At 64.1% G+C, this 17,469-nt stretch carries 13 protein-coding genes and 2 pseudogenes; 13 read left to right on the plus strand and 2 right to left on the minus strand.

Annotated features, from left to right (window positions below; genetic code table 11):
• From AYJ54_RS52510 to AYJ54_RS19700, 11 genes and pseudogenes are all read left to right on the plus strand, one after another.
• Positions 1-77 (plus strand): annotated as a pseudogene (locus AYJ54_RS52510) (protein TolQ); the annotation flags it as partial.
• 43 nt (positions 78-120) lie between these two features.
• Positions 121-573 (plus strand): protein TolR, encoded by a 453-nt coding sequence (gene tolR / locus AYJ54_RS19655; protein WP_063701275.1) that lies wholly within the window; start codon positions 121-123, stop codon positions 571-573.
• Positions 574-583: 10 nt separating this feature from the next.
• On the plus strand, positions 584-1,540 hold the full coding sequence (locus AYJ54_RS19660) for a cell envelope integrity TolA family protein (RefSeq protein ID WP_063701469.1): 957 nt from the start codon (positions 584-586) through the stop codon (positions 1,538-1,540).
• A 21-nt stretch (positions 1,541-1,561) separates the two neighbouring features.
• Complete coding sequence (gene tolB, locus AYJ54_RS19665; RefSeq protein ID WP_082905749.1) at positions 1,562-2,941, plus strand: Tol-Pal system beta propeller repeat protein TolB; 1,380 nt, start codon at positions 1,562-1,564, stop codon at positions 2,939-2,941.
• Positions 2,942-3,182: 241 nt separating this feature from the next.
• Complete coding sequence (locus AYJ54_RS19670) at positions 3,183-5,519, plus strand: putative bifunctional diguanylate cyclase/phosphodiesterase (RefSeq protein WP_063701277.1); 2,337 nt, start codon at positions 3,183-3,185, stop codon at positions 5,517-5,519.
• A 158-nt stretch (positions 5,520-5,677) separates the two neighbouring features.
• The gene (locus AYJ54_RS19675) at positions 5,678-6,439 is read left to right on the plus strand and encodes an N-acyl amino acid synthase FeeM domain-containing protein (RefSeq protein WP_063701279.1); all 762 of its coding nucleotides are present in this window, start codon (positions 5,678-5,680) and stop codon (positions 6,437-6,439) included.
• A gap of 255 nt (positions 6,440-6,694) precedes the next feature.
• Positions 6,695-7,183: a peptidoglycan-associated lipoprotein Pal gene (gene pal, locus AYJ54_RS19680; RefSeq protein WP_027553218.1), complete on the plus strand. Its 489-nt coding sequence runs from the start codon at positions 6,695-6,697 to the stop codon at positions 7,181-7,183.
• Positions 7,184-7,368: 185 nt separating this feature from the next.
• Positions 7,369-8,394 carry a tol-pal system protein YbgF gene (gene ybgF / locus AYJ54_RS19685; protein WP_063701282.1) on the plus strand — a complete coding sequence of 342 codons (1,026 nt, stop codon included), beginning with the start codon at positions 7,369-7,371 and terminating at the stop codon, positions 8,392-8,394.
• A gap of 198 nt (positions 8,395-8,592) precedes the next feature.
• Positions 8,593-9,693 carry a tRNA lysidine(34) synthetase TilS gene (gene tilS / locus AYJ54_RS19690; protein WP_063701285.1) on the plus strand — a complete coding sequence of 367 codons (1,101 nt, stop codon included), beginning with the start codon at positions 8,593-8,595 and terminating at the stop codon, positions 9,691-9,693.
• Positions 9,694-9,934: 241 nt separating this feature from the next.
• Positions 9,935-11,857 (plus strand): ATP-dependent zinc metalloprotease FtsH, encoded by a 1,923-nt coding sequence (gene ftsH / locus AYJ54_RS19695; protein WP_063701477.1) that lies wholly within the window; start codon positions 9,935-9,937, stop codon positions 11,855-11,857.
• Between the two features lie 183 nt (positions 11,858-12,040).
• Positions 12,041-13,260: pseudogene (locus AYJ54_RS19700) on the plus strand (ABC transporter substrate-binding protein).
• A gap of 15 nt (positions 13,261-13,275) precedes the next feature.
• Here AYJ54_RS19700 and AYJ54_RS19705 read toward each other — a convergent pair.
• Positions 13,276-14,766, minus strand: a complete 1,491-nt coding sequence (locus AYJ54_RS19705; RefSeq protein WP_063701288.1) for a hypothetical protein — start codon at positions 14,764-14,766, stop codon at positions 13,276-13,278.
• Positions 14,767-15,065: 299 nt separating this feature from the next.
• Between AYJ54_RS19705 and AYJ54_RS19710 the strand changes: the two genes are divergently transcribed.
• Positions 15,066-15,230 carry a Flp family type IVb pilin gene (locus tag AYJ54_RS19710; RefSeq protein WP_063701291.1) on the plus strand — a complete coding sequence of 55 codons (165 nt, stop codon included), beginning with the start codon at positions 15,066-15,068 and terminating at the stop codon, positions 15,228-15,230.
• Between the two features lie 116 nt (positions 15,231-15,346).
• On the opposite strand, the gene AYJ54_RS19715 is transcribed toward AYJ54_RS19710, so the two are convergent.
• Positions 15,347-16,330 (minus strand): phosphatase PAP2 family protein, encoded by a 984-nt coding sequence (locus AYJ54_RS19715; protein WP_063701294.1) that lies wholly within the window; start codon positions 16,328-16,330, stop codon positions 15,347-15,349.
• 248 nt (positions 16,331-16,578) lie between these two features.
• Here AYJ54_RS19715 and AYJ54_RS19720 point away from each other — a divergent pair, with 248 nt between their 5' ends.
• Positions 16,579-17,259 (plus strand): TetR/AcrR family transcriptional regulator, encoded by a 681-nt coding sequence (locus AYJ54_RS19720; RefSeq protein ID WP_063701296.1) that lies wholly within the window; start codon positions 16,579-16,581, stop codon positions 17,257-17,259.
• Positions 17,260-17,469 lie beyond the last annotated feature (210 nt).

Genomic DNA, 17,469 nt, shown 5'->3' on the forward strand with positions numbered 1-17,469 from the left:
GGCAGGCCCAGCGGCTCGAGGGCTTCGCTGATGAATTTTCAGCCATCCTGTCGCGTCAGATCGACGAGCGGGGCTGACGGACGGTATGTGTAGCGAGAAGGCTAATTTGGGCACCCGATCATGGCGATGAACATAGCCAGTTCGTCCGGAGGCGGTGGACGCCGCAGCCGGCGCAAGCCGGTCATGGCCGAGATCAACGTCACGCCGATGGTCGACGTGATGCTGGTGCTGCTCATCATCTTCATGGTGTCGGCGCCGCTTCTGACCGTCGGGGTGCCGCTCGACCTGCCGCAGACCCAGGCCAAGAGCCTCGAGACGAACGACCAGAAGCCGATCCAGCTCTCGGTCGACATCAAGGGCAAGGTGTTCATCAACGACACCGAGATCGACATCAACGAGCTGGTGGCGAAATTGAAGGCGATCACGGATGCGCGCGGTGGCCTGGAGGAGCGCATCTATATGCGGGCCGACAAGAAGGCGGATTACGGAACGGTGGCCAAGGTGATGGGGCTGTTGTCCGGCGCGGGCTTCAAGAAGCTGGCGCTCGTCACGGAAGTGGATCAGGGGTCGTAAGCTCGTGAAGGTGAAGGTCGACAAGACACTTGTTGCGTCGATTGCCCTCCATGTCCTCGTGCTGGGATGGGGGATGCTCACCTTTTCGTCGCGCTCGATGGAGGCGCCGCCGCCGGAATCGCTGCCGGTCGACATCATCTCCGCTGATCAATTGTCCAAGATCACGCAGGGCATCAAGACCGGTGACAAGAACAAGCCGAAGCCGATGGTCGAGAAGGTCGCCGAGGCCAAGCCCGTCGAGGATGCCGTCGGCAAGGTGACCGAGAAGAAAGAGATCATCACCTCGTCCGCGCCCGAGCCGCCGCCGAAGCCGGTGGAGAAGCCGGTCGAGAAGAAGCCGGATCCGCCGAAGCCGGTCGCCGAGAACAAGCCGAAGGAAGAGCAGAAGCCGGCCGAGAAGAAGCCGGATCCGGCCAAGGAAGATCCGATCGCCGAAGCCATCAAGAAGCAGGAAGCCAAGAAGCCGACACCGAAGCAGGAGACCAAGCCTGCGCAGGCGCAGGCTCAGCCGCAGCCCCCGAAGCCGAAGCAGGAGCGCACCTTCGACCAGACCAAGATCGCGGCCCTGCTCGACAAGCGCGATCCGACCCGGCAGGCAATCACCGGCGCGTCGCTGAACGCCTCGGCCTCGCTCGGCACGACGCGCGGCACGGCCGCGACGCTGTCGCAGTCCGAGCTTGACGCGATGCGCGCGCGGCTCGCCAGCTTGTGGAACGTGCAGCCCGGCATCGAGCATCCGGAAGAGCTGTACGTGACGGTGCGCATTCATCTCGGGCCGGATCGACGATTGACGCAGCCGCCGCAAGTGGTCTCGACCGGCTCCTCGCCGCGCTATCAGGCCGCGGCAGAAGCCGCCGTACGCGCCGTGTTGCAGGGCCAGCCCTACACCATGCTGCGCGATGAAACATTCGATCAGTGGAAGTTTATGGATATCGACTTCGATCCCAAATCCATGTTCCGTAGTTGATAGTTGAAAGACGAGCCCGCGATGTCCGTGAAATCATTTCCTCTCCCGCCTTTGTCACTCGACCGGCGTCAGGTTCTCCTGGGCGGTGTCGGCGCAGCCGCTGGATTGCTTCTGCCCACGATGGCGCAGGCGCAGACGAAGCTCATCATCCCCGAAGGCAACGTCGCGGCGATGCCGATCGCGATCACCAACTTCGTGGCGGGCTCTCCGTCCGATGGTGAGGTCGGCAATGGCGTCACTCAGGTCATCACCAACAACCTGAAGCGCTCGGGCCTGTTTGCCCCGATCGACCAGGCCGCTTTCATCGAGCGCATCAGCAATATCGACGTCGCACCCCAGTTCCAGAACTGGAAGACGATCAACGCGCAGGCCCTCGTCACTGGCCGCATGACGCGGCAGCCGGACGGCCGGCTCAAGGCCGAATTCCGCCTATGGGACGTGGCCTCGGGCCAGCAGCTCACCGGGCAGCAATATTTCACCTCACCGGAATATTGGCGCCGTATCGCCCACATCATCTCCGACCAGATCTACGAGCGTCTCACCGGCGACAAGGGCTATTTCGACAGCCGCGTGGTGTTCGTCGATGAAACCGGTTCGAAGGAGCGCCGCGTCAAGCGGCTCGCGATGATGGACCAGGACGGCGCCAATGTGCGCTATCTGACCCGCGGCTCCGACCTCGTGCTGACGCCGCGCTTCTCGCCGAACTCGCAAGAGATCACCTACATGGAATTCGGCCAGGGCGATCCGAAGGTCTATCTCTTCAACATCGAGACCGGGCAGCGCGAAATCGTCGGCAACTTCCCCGGCATGACCTTTGCTCCAAGATTCTCGCCGGACGGCCAGCGCGTCATCATGAGCCTGCAGCAGGGCGGCAACTCCAACCTGTTCGTGATGGATCTTCGCTCGCGCTCGACCACGCGGCTCACCGACACGCCGGCGATCGACACCTCGCCGTCCTATTCGCCGGACGGCACGCGCATCTGCTTCGAGTCCGATCGCGGCGGCAGGCCGCAGATCTACGTGATGGCCGCCGGCGGTGGACCGGCGCAGCGGATCTCCTTCTCCAAGGATGACACCAACGCCAGCTATTCGACGCCGGTGTGGTCACCGCGCGGCGACTATATCGCCTTCACCAAGCAGGGCGGTGGGCAGTTCGCGATCGGCATCATCAAGCCGGACGGCAGCGGCGAGCGCATCCTCACCTCCGGCTATCACAATGAGGGGCCGACCTTCGCGCCCAATGGCCGCGTCCTGATGTTCTTCCGCGATCCCGGCGGCAATTCCGGGCCGTCGCTGTTCAGCGTCGACATCTCCGGGCGCAACGAGCTGAAGGTGCCGACACCGGGCTTCGCCTCCGACCCGGCCTGGTCGCCGCTGCTCTCCTCGACGTCGGGCCAGTAGCGGCAGGCGGAGGCGCGCGATCACTTGAACGCGCGCCTTTTTCGACAAACTTTGCGAGATGTTTGCCCGCGGCAACCATTCCTTTAGGTTGTGCTCGGTAAAATTTTCCCAGTTCGCTGATTTGATTGATGTATTTCAATCGTCTGAGGTTCAGAAACACTCGACTTTAACGATGTTCCCTCAGAAAGACTTCATACCGGATCGGTAAAAGTACGCGCCGAACAGGATGCGTACAGCCAAAATGCAGCTCGCAAGCCAGAGCGGAGAGCCAGACCAGCGGCAGACGTCGCCGACGATTTCGGCTGCGCTGATTGATTCGCTCTTCGAGGCTCCCGGTCCGCTACTTGCGGGTATCGTCTTCGTGGCGATCGGGGCAGCCATCACCGCGCTGAAGACGGGACAAAATCTAACCTGGGCATGTGTCGCGCTTCTCATCGCGGCCGGGGCTTTCCGGCTATTCGATTTACGGCGATTCCTGCCCCGCAAATCGAACCTGACCGCCGAAGAAGCTGCGCAGTGGCAGAAGCGCTATCAGATCGGGGCCCTGATCCAGGCCGCTGCAATCGGAATATGGTGCTCCGTCACTCTGGTGAGCAGTGACGACGCTGTCGTCCACATGATCTGTCTATCCGTCACCACCGGGATCGTGGGGGGAGGCGCGGGAAGGGCTTACGGACGGCCATCGATATACCATCTGCAGGCGATGCTCATGTTCGGTCCAGCCGTGATTGCGTTGGCGTGGCATCGCACACCATATTACATAGCGATGTCAGTCGTGAGCGCCGCATTTCTTCTGGCGATCATGCAGCTCTCGGCCAACTTGCACAGAATATTCATGCGGGCGGTTGTAGCACGCGAACGCGAAGCTGCGCTCGCGGGCCAGTTCGACACGGCCCTGAACAACATGCCGCACGGGCTCTGCATGTTCCGCGACGACGGGCAACTCGCGGTGATGAATCATCGCTTCAGCGAGATGATGAATCTGCCGGACAATCTCGCGCAGGGCGGCACGAGTGCGCGCGACATCGTCGCGGCATGCGTCGGCGCCGGATCCATCTCGGCCGCGAGCGGCGAGCTGATCATCGCGGACATCGAGAGTTCGCAGGCGAAGGAGATCATTACCGCAGATCCCGACGCGCAGAGGAGCCGGTCGCTGTCGTGGACGGTCCAGCCGATGGCCGATGGCGGCGCGGTGGTGCTGCTCGAGGACATTACCGAGCGGCGCAACGCTGAAGCCAAGATCACGCATCTGGCGCGCTACGACGATCTCACGGCGCTGCCCAACCGCGTCAATTTCCGCGACGAAATCGAGCACCTGCTGGCGATCTCGCACAACGCGGAGCGCCTGTCGGCGCTCCTGTTCGTCGATCTCGACCAGTTCAAGCAGGTCAACGACACGCTCGGCCATCCCTGCGGCGATCAGCTCTTGTGCGCGGTCGCCGGCCGTCTGCGCGAGATGCTGCGGCCGGAGGACTTCGTCGCCCGCTTCGGCGGCGACGAGTTCGTCGTATTCCAGCAGAACATCAACGCGCCCGAGGATGCCGCAGCGCTCGCCCGCCGCATCGTCGAGCGGCTGAGCGAGCGCTACCGCATCGACAATCACCTGGTCGAGATCGGCGCCAGCGTCGGCATCGCGCTGACCTCGCCGGAGGGCATCAGTGCCGATACGCTCCTGAAGAATGCCGACATGGCGCTCTACCGCGCCAAGGCCGACGGCCGCGGCACCTACTGCTTCTTCCGCGACGAGATGGCGGCGACCGTCGAAGCCCGCCGCATCCTCGAGCTCGACCTGCGCAAGGCGCTTGCCAACGAGGAGTTCGAGCTGTTCTACCAGCCGCTCGTCAACCTGAAGTCCGGCAAGATCGCCACCTGCGAAGCGCTGCTGCGCTGGAATCATCCGGTCCGCGGCACGGTCGCGCCTGTCGACATCATCCCGGTCGCCGAGGACATGGGGCTGATCGTCGATCTCGGCCGCTGGATACTGCGCCGCGCCTGCATGGAATGCATGAAGTGGCCCGACGGCGTCAGCGTCGCGGTCAACTTCTCGCCGCAGCAATTCCACCAGCGCGACGTGCTGAGCGAAATCCGCTACGCGTTCGAGGTCTCGGGCCTTCCCGCCCATCGCCTGGAAATCGAGATCACCGAATCCTCGCTGTTGCGCAATACGCAGCTGACCCACGATATCCTGTCGCAGCTGCATGCACTCGGCGTGCGCATCTCGCTGGACGATTTCGGCACCGGCTATTCGAGCCTCAGCTATCTGCACAATTTCCCGATGCAGAAGGTGAAGATCGACCGCTCCTTCCTCGAGGGCATCGATACCGACCGGCCGCTGACGCTGCTGCGCGGCGTGGCGCGCCTGTCCGCCGATCTCGGCATGTCAGTCGTGGTCGAGGGCATCGAAACCAACGAGCAACTCGAATTGATCAGCGCCGACGGTACCGTGGCCGAAGGGCAGGGTTACCTGTTCAGCCGGCCGGTCCCGTCAGTGCGCATCCGCCAGTTGCTCAACGCCTCGTACGGCCGCCGCATGCCCGAGGATCAGATCGCCATCGTCTCATCGCGATCCATCGCCTGATCCTTCTTCGATAGGACTCCAGCGTCTTCAGCTCTTGCTTCCCGCGCTTTTACGGGGCCGCGAAGGTTAACCCTAACATTTCGAAGCCTTTGCAATTTGATTAAGGAACTATTAATCTTCTATACTCGTGGAAGTTGCTTGGAGTGTAGAGGTATCAAATGAAGTCCGGAGCCGAACCGCACGCGGCCCATCTTCCGCGCGGAGCCGCGCTGTTTGACCGCATCGATTACCGGCTCATCGAAACTGCGGAAGATAAAGACAACCTCTACTTGATGCGGTACCGGGCCTATCTGCATGCCGGGCTGATCGCGCCGTCGGAGTCGCGGCGCGTTACTGATCGCTTCGACGAAGCGCCCAACACCTGGAATTTCGGGATCTATGTCGACGGAGAGCTTTGCAGCTCCGTCCGCATTCACGTCCTCACCTCGGAATGGCGGATGTCCTACACGACCGAAGTGTTCGGCGATGTCCTGCATCCGCGCCTCGACCGCGGCGAGGTTTTGGTCGATCCGGCCCGTTTTGCTGCGGACCCGGAAAAAAGTCAGAGGTTTCAGGAACTCCCCTATCTGACGCTGCGGCTGGCTTATCTGGCATGCGATCATTTCAATGCCGACACCGGACTCGCGATGGTGCGCACCGATCATCAGGCATTCTATCGTCGTGTCTTTCTGCACGAGCCGATCACCGAGCCGCGTGCGTTTCCGGGCTGGCATTCAAAGAAGGTGACCTTGATGGCGTCCGATTTCCCGAGGCTCCGGGAAAAGGTCCTGGCTCGCTTTCCCATCATGCGCTCCAGCGCCTTCGAGCGGCGCATGCTGTTCGAGCGCACCAGCCCGCGCCAGGCTGCCCCGCGGCCGGTGCTGCTGGCCGCCGCGCGGAATGCCGACGCAGCAGCGTCGGTGGTCAGTTCCGCTCGCTAGACGCTGGCCCCGGGGGTTCCCAACTGTGGCCTAAGGGCCAAAGTCCCGGTAAAACCAGCGCTTCTGCCGGCTGACGCGGCTTGCCTTCACCATCGCGCCACATTTACAACCCATTAACCATCGCGGTTGCTTTTCGCCGATTGGGGGCATTTGAACGGCCGTGGCAACGTCCTATCAAGGTTGACGGAACGTTCGCTTAACCAACCCCCTGTAGACCGGACAGCAGTGGACTAACGTGAGCGTGGAGGCTCCGGAATGAAACATCCTATGCGTATCCTCCAGGGATTGAAGCTGGCTGCGGTGCTCGCGGTCGCGCTGTCGATGGGCGCTTGCGCCAACAAGAACCTGGGTGCTGATGCGATGGCCAGCGCGGCGACGCCTGGCAGCCAGCAGGATTTCGTCGTCAACGTGGGCGACCGCGTGTTCTTCGAAAGCGACCAGACCGATCTGACCCCGCAGGCGATCGTGACCCTGGAGAAGCAGGCGCAGTGGCTCCAGACCTATCCGCGCTACACCTTCACCATCGAAGGTCATGCCGACGAACGCGGTACCCGCGAGTACAATATCGCGCTCGGCGCCCGCCGCGCCCAGTCGGTGCGCTCGTTCCTGGCCTCGCGCGGCATCGATCCGAACCGCATGCGCACCATCTCCTACGGCAAGGAGCGTCCGGTCGCGGTCTGCAACGACATCTCCTGCTGGTCGCAGAACCGCCGCGCCGTCACCGTGCTGAACGCGAGCTCCTGACGCCCCGCGCGCCGGTCGGCTACGTTAACGTCATCTGCCGGCGCCCTCTCGGGCGCCGGTTTCGTTTGGCCGCCTGACACACAAACCCCTTGGTATCAGTCACATTTTTGGCGTACTCCCTCTCTCAATGTGTGGCGCGGCGAGTGATCCGCCGCGCGCCACGTCGCTTTCGTCGTCAGGGCAAAATGTCATCCAGATTTCAGGTAATTACCGGCGCCGTGGCGATCGCCGCGCTGCTCTCTCTGTGCTCGCCCGTCTTCGCGCAGTCGGACGATGTCGATCCCGAGATGCGGATCGAGCGGCTGGAAAACCAGCTCCGCCAGCTGACCGGCCAGAACGAAGAACTGCAGTATCGCAACCGCCAGCTCGAAGAGCGCATCCGGCAGCTCGAGGGCGGTGCGCAAGGTGCGCCCGGACAGGCGCCGGTCCAGCCCAATGTCGCGGCCGTTCCTCCGGCCCAGTCCGCGCCGGTCTACCGCCAGCAGCAGGCTGTTCAGTCCACCCAGCCGGGCTACGAGCCGCAGGTCGCGGCGCCGGCTCCGATCGTTCAGGAAGCGCCTCCCCCCGGAGCGCCTGGCGTCCGCCGCCGCGGCGATGCGTTTGACCCGAATCAGAACCCGAATGCGCCGGGCGCGCCGCGCGCGCTCGGCGGCGGGCCTCAGCCGATGGCGGCGCCTCCGGTCGGTGCGCCCGGTGGCCGCGGCGCGGGCGAGCCGCTGGACCTCGCCAATACCGGCGGCCGCTACCAGCAGCCGGCGGCACCGGCCCCGGCGCAGCAGGGCTATCCGGCGCCGGCCGGCGGCGGCCTCGCCACCCAGCCGCCCTCGCAATCGCCGCGCGACGAGTTCGACCTCGGCATCGGCTACATGCAGCGCAAGGACTATGCGCTCGCCGAGCAGACCATGAAGAACTTCGCGCAGAAATATCCGAGCGACCCGCTGCTCGGGGATGCCCAGTACTGGCTCGGCGAGAGCTACTTCCAGCGCCAGCAGTATCGCGACGCGGCGGAGGCTTTCCTCGCCGTCACCACCAAATACGACAAGTCGGGCAAGGCCCCGGATGCTCTACTTCGGCTCGGCCAGTCGCTTGCGGCGCTGAAGGAGAAGGAGGCCGCCTGCGCCGCCTTCGGCGAGGTCGGCCGCAAATATCCGCGCGCCTCGGCCGGCGTCAAAGCCGCCGTCGACCGCGAGCAGAAGCGGGTGAAGTGCTAGAGCATGATCCGGAGCCGAAGGTCCGCGCTAGCGCAAAGCGCGCTGCGGTTTTCCCTCGCGACAAACGCGGAACGCGTTTGCGCGGAGATATTGCTCAAAAAATAGAATCGCGCTAGCGCGCAGCGTTGATCGCTGACAAGGCGGATGGTGCTGCGCTAGACAGTCTCTGCCATCCGTTGACGATTGCTGGGCAACGTCATGTCAGACGACGACAACTCGCCGATCTCGGCCCGTGTGGCGAAGCAGCTCTTCGCCGACCTGAAGCACGCGCCCGCGCTGGTGCTCGCGGTCTCGGGCGGGCCGGATTCGGTCGCGCTGATGTGGCTTGCCGCACGCTGGCAGCGCAGTCTTGCGCATGGCCCGCGCCTCGTCGCCGTCACCGTCGACCATGGTTTGCGGCCGGAGGCGGCGCGCGAGGCGCGCGACGTCAAGCGGCTTGCGACAGCGCTTGAGCTGACGCACCGGACCATGCGCTGGACAGGTCCGAAGCCGAAGACGGGTCTGCCCGCCGCGGCACGACAAGCACGCTACCGCCTTCTTGCGCAGGCCGCGCGCGCAGCCGGCGCGACCCATGTGCTGACCGCGCACACCCGCGATGATCAGGCCGAGACGCTGCTGATGCGTCTGTTGCGCGGGAGTGGAATTGCCGGGCTGTCGGCGATGGCGCGCGTCACCGAGCGCGAGGGCATCATCCTGGCGCGACCGTTGCTCGACGTTCCGAAATCGCAGCTCGTCGCGACGCTGAAGCGGGCAAAGGTCGGGTTTGCCGACGATCCGACCAACCGCGACACCGCCTTCACACGGCCGCGGCTGCGCGCGCTGCTGCCGCAGCTCGCGGCCGAAGGCGGCGACGCCAGGGGTCTGGCGCGGCTCGCGGCGCGACTGGCCCGGGCCAATGCGGCAGTGGAGGTGCTGACCGACGGTGCCGAGCGCTATCTCAGGCTCAGGGATCGCGACGATGCGCCGCATGGTGCGGGCGCGCGAAGCTTCGAGGCTTCAGCCTTCGCCGCCCTGCCGGAGGAGGTCCGGCTGCGGCTCCTGCTGCGGGCCATCAACGCGCTCGGGCACGAGGGGCCGGCGGAACTCGGCAAGGTCGAAACCCTCATGGTCGCGCTCGATCAATCCATCGCCGGGAGTGCGCGTGCACCCACAAATGGCCGGGCTCTCCTGAAGCAAACGCTTGCGGGAGCCCTGATCAGCCTTGCCGGGGGGCGAATCCACATCGCGCCGGCACCGGCCCGGCGCCCAAAGGCTGGATCAAGAGGTGGATCAAGCGGTGGACCAAAGGGCGGATCATGACACCGGCTGATCGAGGTACCACCGTCAGGCCACCTTAACCAGGCAGGAAAAACCCCGTATTTGCCGCCATTATTTCAGCGGGAATCGCGCTAAGATGGGATAAATAGTCCCATATCGTTCCCTTGGCAGCGACCGGGGCGGCACCTAAATTGTATGCGTCTAACCAAGAGGATTCCTTGGGGATTTCCTCGCATTGCCCAAGGATCAGGGCCGCGATCCGCGCGACCACGAAGGAAGATCGATGAACGCCAATCTGCGCAATTTCGCCCTCTGGGTCATCATTGTCTTGCTGCTATTGGCATTGTTCACGCTCTTCCAGAATCCGGGCCAGCGCGCGGCTTCCCAGGATATCGCCTTCTCGCAGCTCCTGAGTGAGGTCGATCGGGGCAATGTGCGCGACGTCGTGATCCAGGGTCCGGAGATTCACGGCACCTTCACCAACGGCTCGAGCTTCCAGACCTATGCGCCGAACGATCCGACGCTGGTCAAGCGCCTCTATGACAGCAAGGTCCAGATCACGGCGAAGCCGCCGGGCGACAACGTGCCGTGGTTCGTCTCGCTGCTGGTCTCCTGGCTGCCGTTCATCGCGCTGATCGGCGTGTGGATCTTCCTGTCGCGCCAGATGCAGGGCGGCGCCGGCAAGGCGATGGGCTTTGGCAAGTCGCGCGCGAAGATGCTGACCGAGGCGCATGGCCGCGTCACCTTCGAGGACGTCGCCGGCGTCGACGAGGCCAAGCAGGACCTCCAGGAGATCGTCGAATTCCTGCGTGACCCCGGCAAATTCCAGCGGCTCGGCGGCCGCATCCCGCGCGGCGTGCTGCTGGTCGGGCCTCCCGGTACCGGCAAGACGCTGATCGCGCGCGCGGTCGCGGGCGAAGCCAACGTGCCGTTCTTCACCATTTCCGGCTCCGACTTCGTCGAGATGTTCGTCGGCGTCGGCGCATCCCGCGTGCGCGACATGTTCGAGCAGGCGAAGAAGAACGCGCCCTGCATCATCTTCATCGACGAAATCGATGCGGTCGGTCGTCACCGTGGTGCCGGCCTGGGCGGCGGCAATGACGAGCGTGAGCAGACGCTGAACCAGTTGCTGGTCGAGATGGACGGCTTCGAGGCTAACGAGGGCGTGATCCTGATCGCTGCGACCAACCGTCCCGACGTGCTCGATCCCGCACTGCTGCGTCCCGGCCGCTTCGACCGCCAGGTCGTGGTGCCCAATCCGGACGTCGTCGGCCGCGAGCAGATCCTCAAGGTTCACGTCCGCAAGGTGCCGCTCGCGCCCGATATCAACCTCAAGACCATCGCGCGCGGCACGCCCGGGTTCTCCGGCGCCGACCTGATGAATCTCGTCAACGAGGCTGCCCTGACCGCGGCCCGCCGCAACAAGCGGATGGTCACCCAGGCCGAGTTCGAGGAAGCCAAGGACAAGGTGATGATGGGCGCCGAGCGCAAGTCGCTCGTCATGACCGAGGAAGAGAAGCTGCTCACGGCCTACCACGAGGGCGGCCACGCCATCGTAGGCCTGAACGTGCCGGCGACCGATCCGATCCACAAAGCGACCATCATCCCGCGCGGCCGTGCGCTCGGCATGGTCATGCAGCTGCCGGAGCGCGACAAGCTGTCGATGTCGCTGGAGCAGATGACCTCGCGCCTCGCCATCATGATGGGTGGCCGCGTCGCGGAAGAGCTGATCTTCGGCCGCGAGAAGGTGACTTCGGGTGCCGCCTCCGACATCGAGCAGGCCACGCGTCTTGCCCGAATGATGGTGACGCGCTGGGGCCTCTCGGAGGAGCTCGGCACGGTCTCGTATGGCGAGAACCAGGACGAGGTCTTCCTCGGCATGTCGGTGTCGCGGACGCAGAACGCTTCCGAGGCGACCGTCCAGAAGATCGACTCCGAGATCAAGCGCCTGGTCGAAGAGGGTTACAAGGAAGCGACCCGCATCCTCACCGAAAAGCACGCCGACCTCGAGATGCTGGCCAAGGGCCTGCTCGAGTTCGAGACGCTGACCGGCGAGGAGATCGTCGACCTCCTCAAGGGCAAGAAGCCCAACCGTGAGTCCGTGCTCGAGCCGACCACGCCGCGCGCCTCCGCCGTGCCGCCGGCCGGCAAGTCGCGTCCGCGGCCCGATCCGGATCCCGGCCTGGAGCCGCAGCCGCAGGCCTAAGCGCGAGCGGCAGAGTGAATTGAAAAACGCGGCGGCAACGCCGCGTTTTTTGTTGGCTGGCAGCATGTTTTGTTGCCGTGCGGCGGACGGAATTGGCCTTGGCGCCGTCGCTGCCGCCATGGCATGCTTCCCTCAAATAAAAGGTGCGGCTGGACCGCGCCTCACAAAGGGGAGGGGAAGCCGATGCGTTTTGCGACGGCATGGGGCGCGCTTGGCGCCGTTTCGTTCCTGACATTTTCGTTCCTGACATGGACCGCGCCATCCATCGCCGCCGAGATGCGCGGCGTCACCTCAACCGAGATCAAGATCGGCCAGACCATGCCCTATAGCGGGCCGGTGTCGGCCTTCGGCGCGCTCGGCAAGGGCGAGGTCGGCTACTTCAGGATGCTGAACGAGAGGGGCGGCATCAATGGCCGCAAGGTCAATCTGATCTCGCTCGACGACAGCTACGCGCCGCCGAAATCGGTCGAGCAGACGCGCAGGCTGGTGGAGAGCGATGAGGTCGCGCTGATCTTCTCCTCGATTGGCACCGCCCACAACACGGCGATCGCCAAATATCTCCAGGCCAAGAACGTGCCGCAGCTCTTCATCGGCTCCGGTGCCTCGAATTCGCCGACATCGCGCAATATCCGCAGGCGACGATGGGTGTGCAGGCGCCGTTCCGCTACGAGGCGCGGCTCTATGCACGCTACGCGCTGGCGAAGAATCCGAACGCGAAATTCGCAGTCATCTCGCAGAACGACGACTACGGCCGCGACTACCTCGCCGGCCTGAAGGACGTGCTCGGCGAGAAATACGAGGCCGTGGTCACCAATGCGACCTACGAGATCCAGGATCCGACCATTGATTCCCAGATCGTGAAGCTGAAGGCGTCAGGTGCGGACGTGTTCGTGATCGCGGCGACGCCGAAATTCGCGGCGCAGGCGATCCGCAAATCCTTCGAGATCGGCTGGCGCCCGATGACCTTCCTCTCCAACGTCGCGGTGTGGGTCTCGACCGTGATGGAGCCGGCGGGATTGGAAGCGGGCACCGGCATTCTCTCGACGGCTTACGTGAAGGATCCCGACGATCCCGCCTGGAAGGACGATCCGGGTGTGAAGGGCTGGCGCGAGTTCATGACGAAATACGTGCCGGAGGCCGACCAGCACGACACCAACTACGTCAATTCCTACAATAGTGCGATGGCGCTGGAAGCGGTCTTGAAAGCATGCGGCGACGATCTCTCGACCGAGAACATCCTGAAGCAGGCGTTCGCGATCCGTGATCTCGAATTGCCGATGCTGCTGCCCGGCATCAAGGTCAACACCAGTCCGACCGATCACGTGCCGGTCGACCAGATGCAGTTCATGCGCTTCAACGGCAAGAGCTGGGAGCGCTTTGGGGAATTGCAGACGGGGAATTGACGGCCCGTCGAGGGCTCACTTCGACGGCGCGACGGCTGCGGCCTGTTGATCGTCGCGCACGTGAATGACGGCGATGTCGTCCGCATAGAGCCGCTTCCAGCCCCTGATGTGATCCAGCACCTGGGCCGCCGGTGCGTCCGCAACCATGAGCGTAGCATCGATCTTGTACTGGTCGAGCAGCCGCGTCAGGTTGTCGAGTTTCTTGACCTCCACCGCCTTGAAGAAGTCCATCACGAATTTCTCGCCATAGAGCTCGGCGCGACCGTCGACGAACACCGGGATGTCACGCGAGATCAGGTAGCCGCCGAATTGGTAGGCGTTGAAGATGCGCTGTGCCTTGCGCTGCTCGAGCAGATCGACGGCGGCGACCGGCGTCTGCGTCATCGTGAAGGTGAAGCGATGATGCGACATGTAGATCGATGTCGAGGTCCAGGCCGCACCCACGATCATCAGCGCGCCGAGCGCGTTGACGTAGCGGGCCGGCCAACTCTCGGCGCCTTGCGCATCCGTCTGGGCTGACGCGGACAGGCTGCCAAGCGGCTTGGCCAGCACCAGCGGCACCAGGAAGGCGAAGGCTTCGATACTCCTGACATGGGTCAGCGCCATGCAGGTCAGCAAGAGGACCAGGAGAATGCGCGGCAGCGACAGCGTGAGGCCACAGAACAGACCCAGCCCGATGAGGCCGAGCACGGCGCCTTCGAACGGATTGAATGAGGCGAAACTCGCCGGCATCCATTCGGAGATGACCGACAGCAACTCGCCGAGATTGAGGATGTTCGTGGCGCCGAGCAGCGTTCGCCAGCCATAGGGCGTGACGCAGCTTGCCGCAAGCGCGGCGACGCCGAACAGGAACCAGCGCAGCAACAGCCGGACCTGCTTGCCGGAGTCGAGAGTCCAGATCGCCTCGAGCGCCATCGGGCCGATCAGCGCGAGGCCCAGCACGAAGCCGCCATGCAGGTTCGACCACAGCGACATCAGGGGCAGCCAGTACCAGGACGGCGTGCCCTTGCGATCAGCCGCTGCCATCAGCATGCCGACCCACGCGATCATGACAGGCAGCGCCAGGATATGCGGCCGCGCCAGAATGTGATGCATCGACAGGAGCACTGCCAGCATCGCGAACAGCACGGAGCGCGGGAGCTCGAGATGCGCGTCGAGCAGATAGACGAAGATCGCCGCCGACAACGCAATCGCGAGCGTGGTGAGGATCACCGGGCCGGCCCAGTCCCAATGCGCGTAGGACAGCGCGAACAGCACCTGCGACAGCCATGACGTCGATATCCAGGACGCGCCGGGCCGTGTGAAGGAATAGAAATCGGTGTAGGGCAGCGCGTGGTGATCGAGGATCCACTGCCCGATCTTGATCTGCCAGAACGTGTCGGAGTCCTGCAGCAGCGTGTCGCCGACATAGAGGAAGAAGAGAAAGGCGCCGGCGCCGACGCACAGCGGCACCAGCGCTCGCGCGCGGCTCTGCACCGCGATGCTGTTGGTAAAGGAGAGGGACATGCCGCCTCGTCGTCCTGCTTGTTCTTGTCCGGTTGACCGAGCGGGCGGCATTGGACCATGGCGGTCATAACTTCGGGTAAATCGGCGCACGTGGCTCCGCTTCGTGTCTCGACGATTTAACTGATTGTTTTCAATTTCGATTTACCATCGGCGAATACCCGCAGACCGCACTGTGTTTACTCGCTCGAATTAACTGCGGTGCAATTCTTTGCCATTACGGTCGGTTCCATGGTCAGGCGGCGCTGGGAAGCCGAGATGACCAGACTAGTTGTAGCCTTGTGTACTCTTTGGAGCTGTCTATGAAGAACCTCGTTGCGCGCTTCGTGAAGGATGAATCCGGCGCCACCGCTATTGAATACGGCCTGATCGCCGCCGGCATCGCGCTGGCGATCATCACCGTCGTCAACAGCCTCGGCACCACGCTGAACGCCAAGTTCACCTCGATCTCGTCCAGCCTCAAGTAAGGCAAGACGAACTGGAATCGAAAGAGCCCCGTCCTGGACGGGGCTCTTTTCTTTTGGTCGATGATATCAGAAGAAACACGCCGCTGCCGGCGGCGATGGAACGATCTATCGCGGCTCTATTCCGCGAGACTCGGCTGCCAGACCGGCGATGGAGAGGATGTTGCGGAATGGCGCGATGCGCGGCCGAGCCATCCGAGATAGAACTTCGCGGCTAGAATCGATGCTGCGGCGAGCGCAACGCCGCCGATGACGTCGATCATGTAGTGCGCGCCGATCACCGGCGTTGCGGCAATCATCAGCAGGTTGAGCGCGGCCGCAATGCCGCCGATGCCGCGGACCGGCCACAGTGCCCACATGTAGAGCACTGCGGACGCGGCGTGAAAGCTCGGGAACGAGACGATGCCGGCGAGCCTGTACAGTTCGAGCTCGCGCAGGCTTCCGTCGCGAAGCGCAAGGATGTCGCGCAGCTGCCCGGCATAGACCGCCGTGTTGATGTCGGGGAAGTGGGCAGCCGGCAGTTGCAGCCCGTAATAGGTGCCGATCGCCGGGACGACAGCCGAGATCGCGATGGTGATCGCGAGCGCGAGGCTCATCGCGAGCATGAACAGTTGCAGGCGCACGTAGCGTGCCGTGAGAGCCAGCACGATGGGCACGCCGAGCAGCGGCCATTTGATCAGTCCGTAGGCGCGTGACAGGCCGTCCGCGAGCCAGGGATGATCGTTGACGTATCGCGCGATCGGTTCGGGATCCATGCCGAGCGCGCGATCGATTGCAAGCAGCGCATGGTCTTGCAGCGGGAAAGCGATCTTGCCCGCGACATAGCTGAGCGGTCCCACGATGGCGCAGGTGAGAATGGCCTGTCCGATCGTGCCGAGCGAAAACACCAGCTTAGGATCGGCGAGTTCGTCCTTGGCGATCCGGTGGTAATAGGCGATTGCGAGCAGCAAGGCCGCGATCGCCAGCGTCACTTCGAAAGCGACCGGCTCTAGCCGAAGGCCGGTGAAGGCCAGGCCGAGCGCGAGCAGGCTGCCCATGGCTGCGATGGGAAACCAGTTCAGGTGAAAGAGCTGCCAGGCAGTCCTGGCTTCCGTGTCGACCATGCTGCACCGAGGTTGGTGCCGTACAGTCGCGAGCCCGCTTTAAGATGGCGGTAAGGATCGTGGTTAGCCAATCGCCAATCGATACGCTGCACCTTTAGACGTTCACGGTCCTGCCGCCTGACGCATTTGCGTCTTGTCATTCGCTCTGAATAGTTGTTCAGTTCTTGGGGGCGATTTGCAGCGAATTCGGCGACGAAGCGTTCGGGCGCAGGGCGTGCGGTCGGCGTGGGTGGGACAGGAAGCGCGCCATGGTTTATCGGCGGACGCATCAAGTGGTTAAGCGCCTTGCGGCCCGGCGCAGCGCCATTCTCGCGGCGGCGCGCGAGGCGGCGGCGGAAGGCGGGATGACAGCGGTGCAGATCGCGCCGGTCGCCGTCAGGGCCAATGTCGCGGCCGGCACGGTCTATCGCTACTTCCCCTCCAAGGCCGATCTGATCTCCGAATTGATTGCCGAGGTCTCCCGCGACGAGCTCGCGGCGATCCGCCGGGCGGCCGATGCCGCGCCGGGCCCGTCCTCGGCGCTGGCGGCTGCCGTCACGACGGTGGCCGTCCACACCCTGTCCCAGCGCCGGCTGGCCTGGGGCATCCTGGCCGAGCCGGTCGACGTCGATGTCAGCGCCTCCAGGCTTGCCAGCCGGCGCGAGATCGCGGGCGAGATTGCCGCCCGGATCGACGCCGCCGTGCGGGCCGGTCACCTGCCGGCGCAGGACACCGCGCTCGCCGCGACCGCGCTGCTCGGCGCACTGCACGAAGCCCTGGTCGGGCCGCTTGCGCCCGACAATCTCGAAGACCCCGCAAAGATGCGCGACGCCGTGCAGACCGTGACCCTGCTCGCGCTGCGCGCGGTCGGCGTCATGGACGCCCGCGCCCGTGGCCTCGTGGTGCAGCAGACGCTGCTGCCGACCACGAAGGCGCTGGTGGGGGCTTAAAGCCAACGCGTGATCGAAGCGGGATGAGACCTCGTCGCGCTTAGGGCGTTGTTTGAGCGTGACTTTTCGAAAAACCGCAGCGCCGTCCCGCGTGCTGCGAGGATGGCACCGTGCCTCTGTCGTGAGACGCACAAGACCTCGCGCCAGCAGCCTTCGGCTACTTTGCATGGGGTTGTTTTCGATATTTTTGCCTCGCGCTGGTGGCGGCCC

Source organism: Bradyrhizobium centrolobii, from assembly GCF_001641635.1.
Classification (GTDB): Bacteria; Pseudomonadota; Alphaproteobacteria; order Rhizobiales; family Xanthobacteraceae; genus Bradyrhizobium; species Bradyrhizobium centrolobii.

What these genes read in the sequence shown, in the direction of transcription:
- AYJ54_RS19710 (WP_063701291.1), top strand. Translation starts at nt 15,066, where the DNA reads ATGAAGAACCTCGTTGCGCGCTTCGTGAAGGATGAATCCGGCGCCACC.
- AYJ54_RS19675 (WP_063701279.1), top strand. Translation starts at nt 5,678, where the DNA reads ATGAAGTCCGGAGCCGAACCGCACGCGGCCCATCTTCCGCGCGGAGCC.
- AYJ54_RS19720 (WP_063701296.1), top strand. Translation starts at nt 16,579, where the DNA reads ATGGTTTATCGGCGGACGCATCAAGTGGTTAAGCGCCTTGCGGCCCGG.
- AYJ54_RS19715 (WP_063701294.1), bottom strand. Translation starts at nt 16,330, where the DNA reads ATGGTCGACACGGAAGCCAGGACTGCCTGGCAGCTCTTTCACCTGAAC.
- tolR (WP_063701275.1), top strand. Translation starts at nt 121, where the DNA reads ATGGCGATGAACATAGCCAGTTCGTCCGGAGGCGGTGGACGCCGCAGC.
- pal (WP_027553218.1), top strand. Translation starts at nt 6,695, where the DNA reads ATGAAACATCCTATGCGTATCCTCCAGGGATTGAAGCTGGCTGCGGTG.
- AYJ54_RS19670 (WP_063701277.1), top strand. Translation starts at nt 3,183, where the DNA reads ATGCAGCTCGCAAGCCAGAGCGGAGAGCCAGACCAGCGGCAGACGTCG.
- tolB (WP_082905749.1), top strand. Translation starts at nt 1,562, where the DNA reads ATGTCCGTGAAATCATTTCCTCTCCCGCCTTTGTCACTCGACCGGCGT.
- AYJ54_RS19705 (WP_063701288.1), bottom strand. Translation starts at nt 14,766, where the DNA reads ATGTCCCTCTCCTTTACCAACAGCATCGCGGTGCAGAGCCGCGCGCGA.
- ftsH (WP_063701477.1), top strand. Translation starts at nt 9,935, where the DNA reads ATGAACGCCAATCTGCGCAATTTCGCCCTCTGGGTCATCATTGTCTTG.
- tilS (WP_063701285.1), top strand. Translation starts at nt 8,593, where the DNA reads ATGTCAGACGACGACAACTCGCCGATCTCGGCCCGTGTGGCGAAGCAG.
- ybgF (WP_063701282.1), top strand. Translation starts at nt 7,369, where the DNA reads ATGTCATCCAGATTTCAGGTAATTACCGGCGCCGTGGCGATCGCCGCG.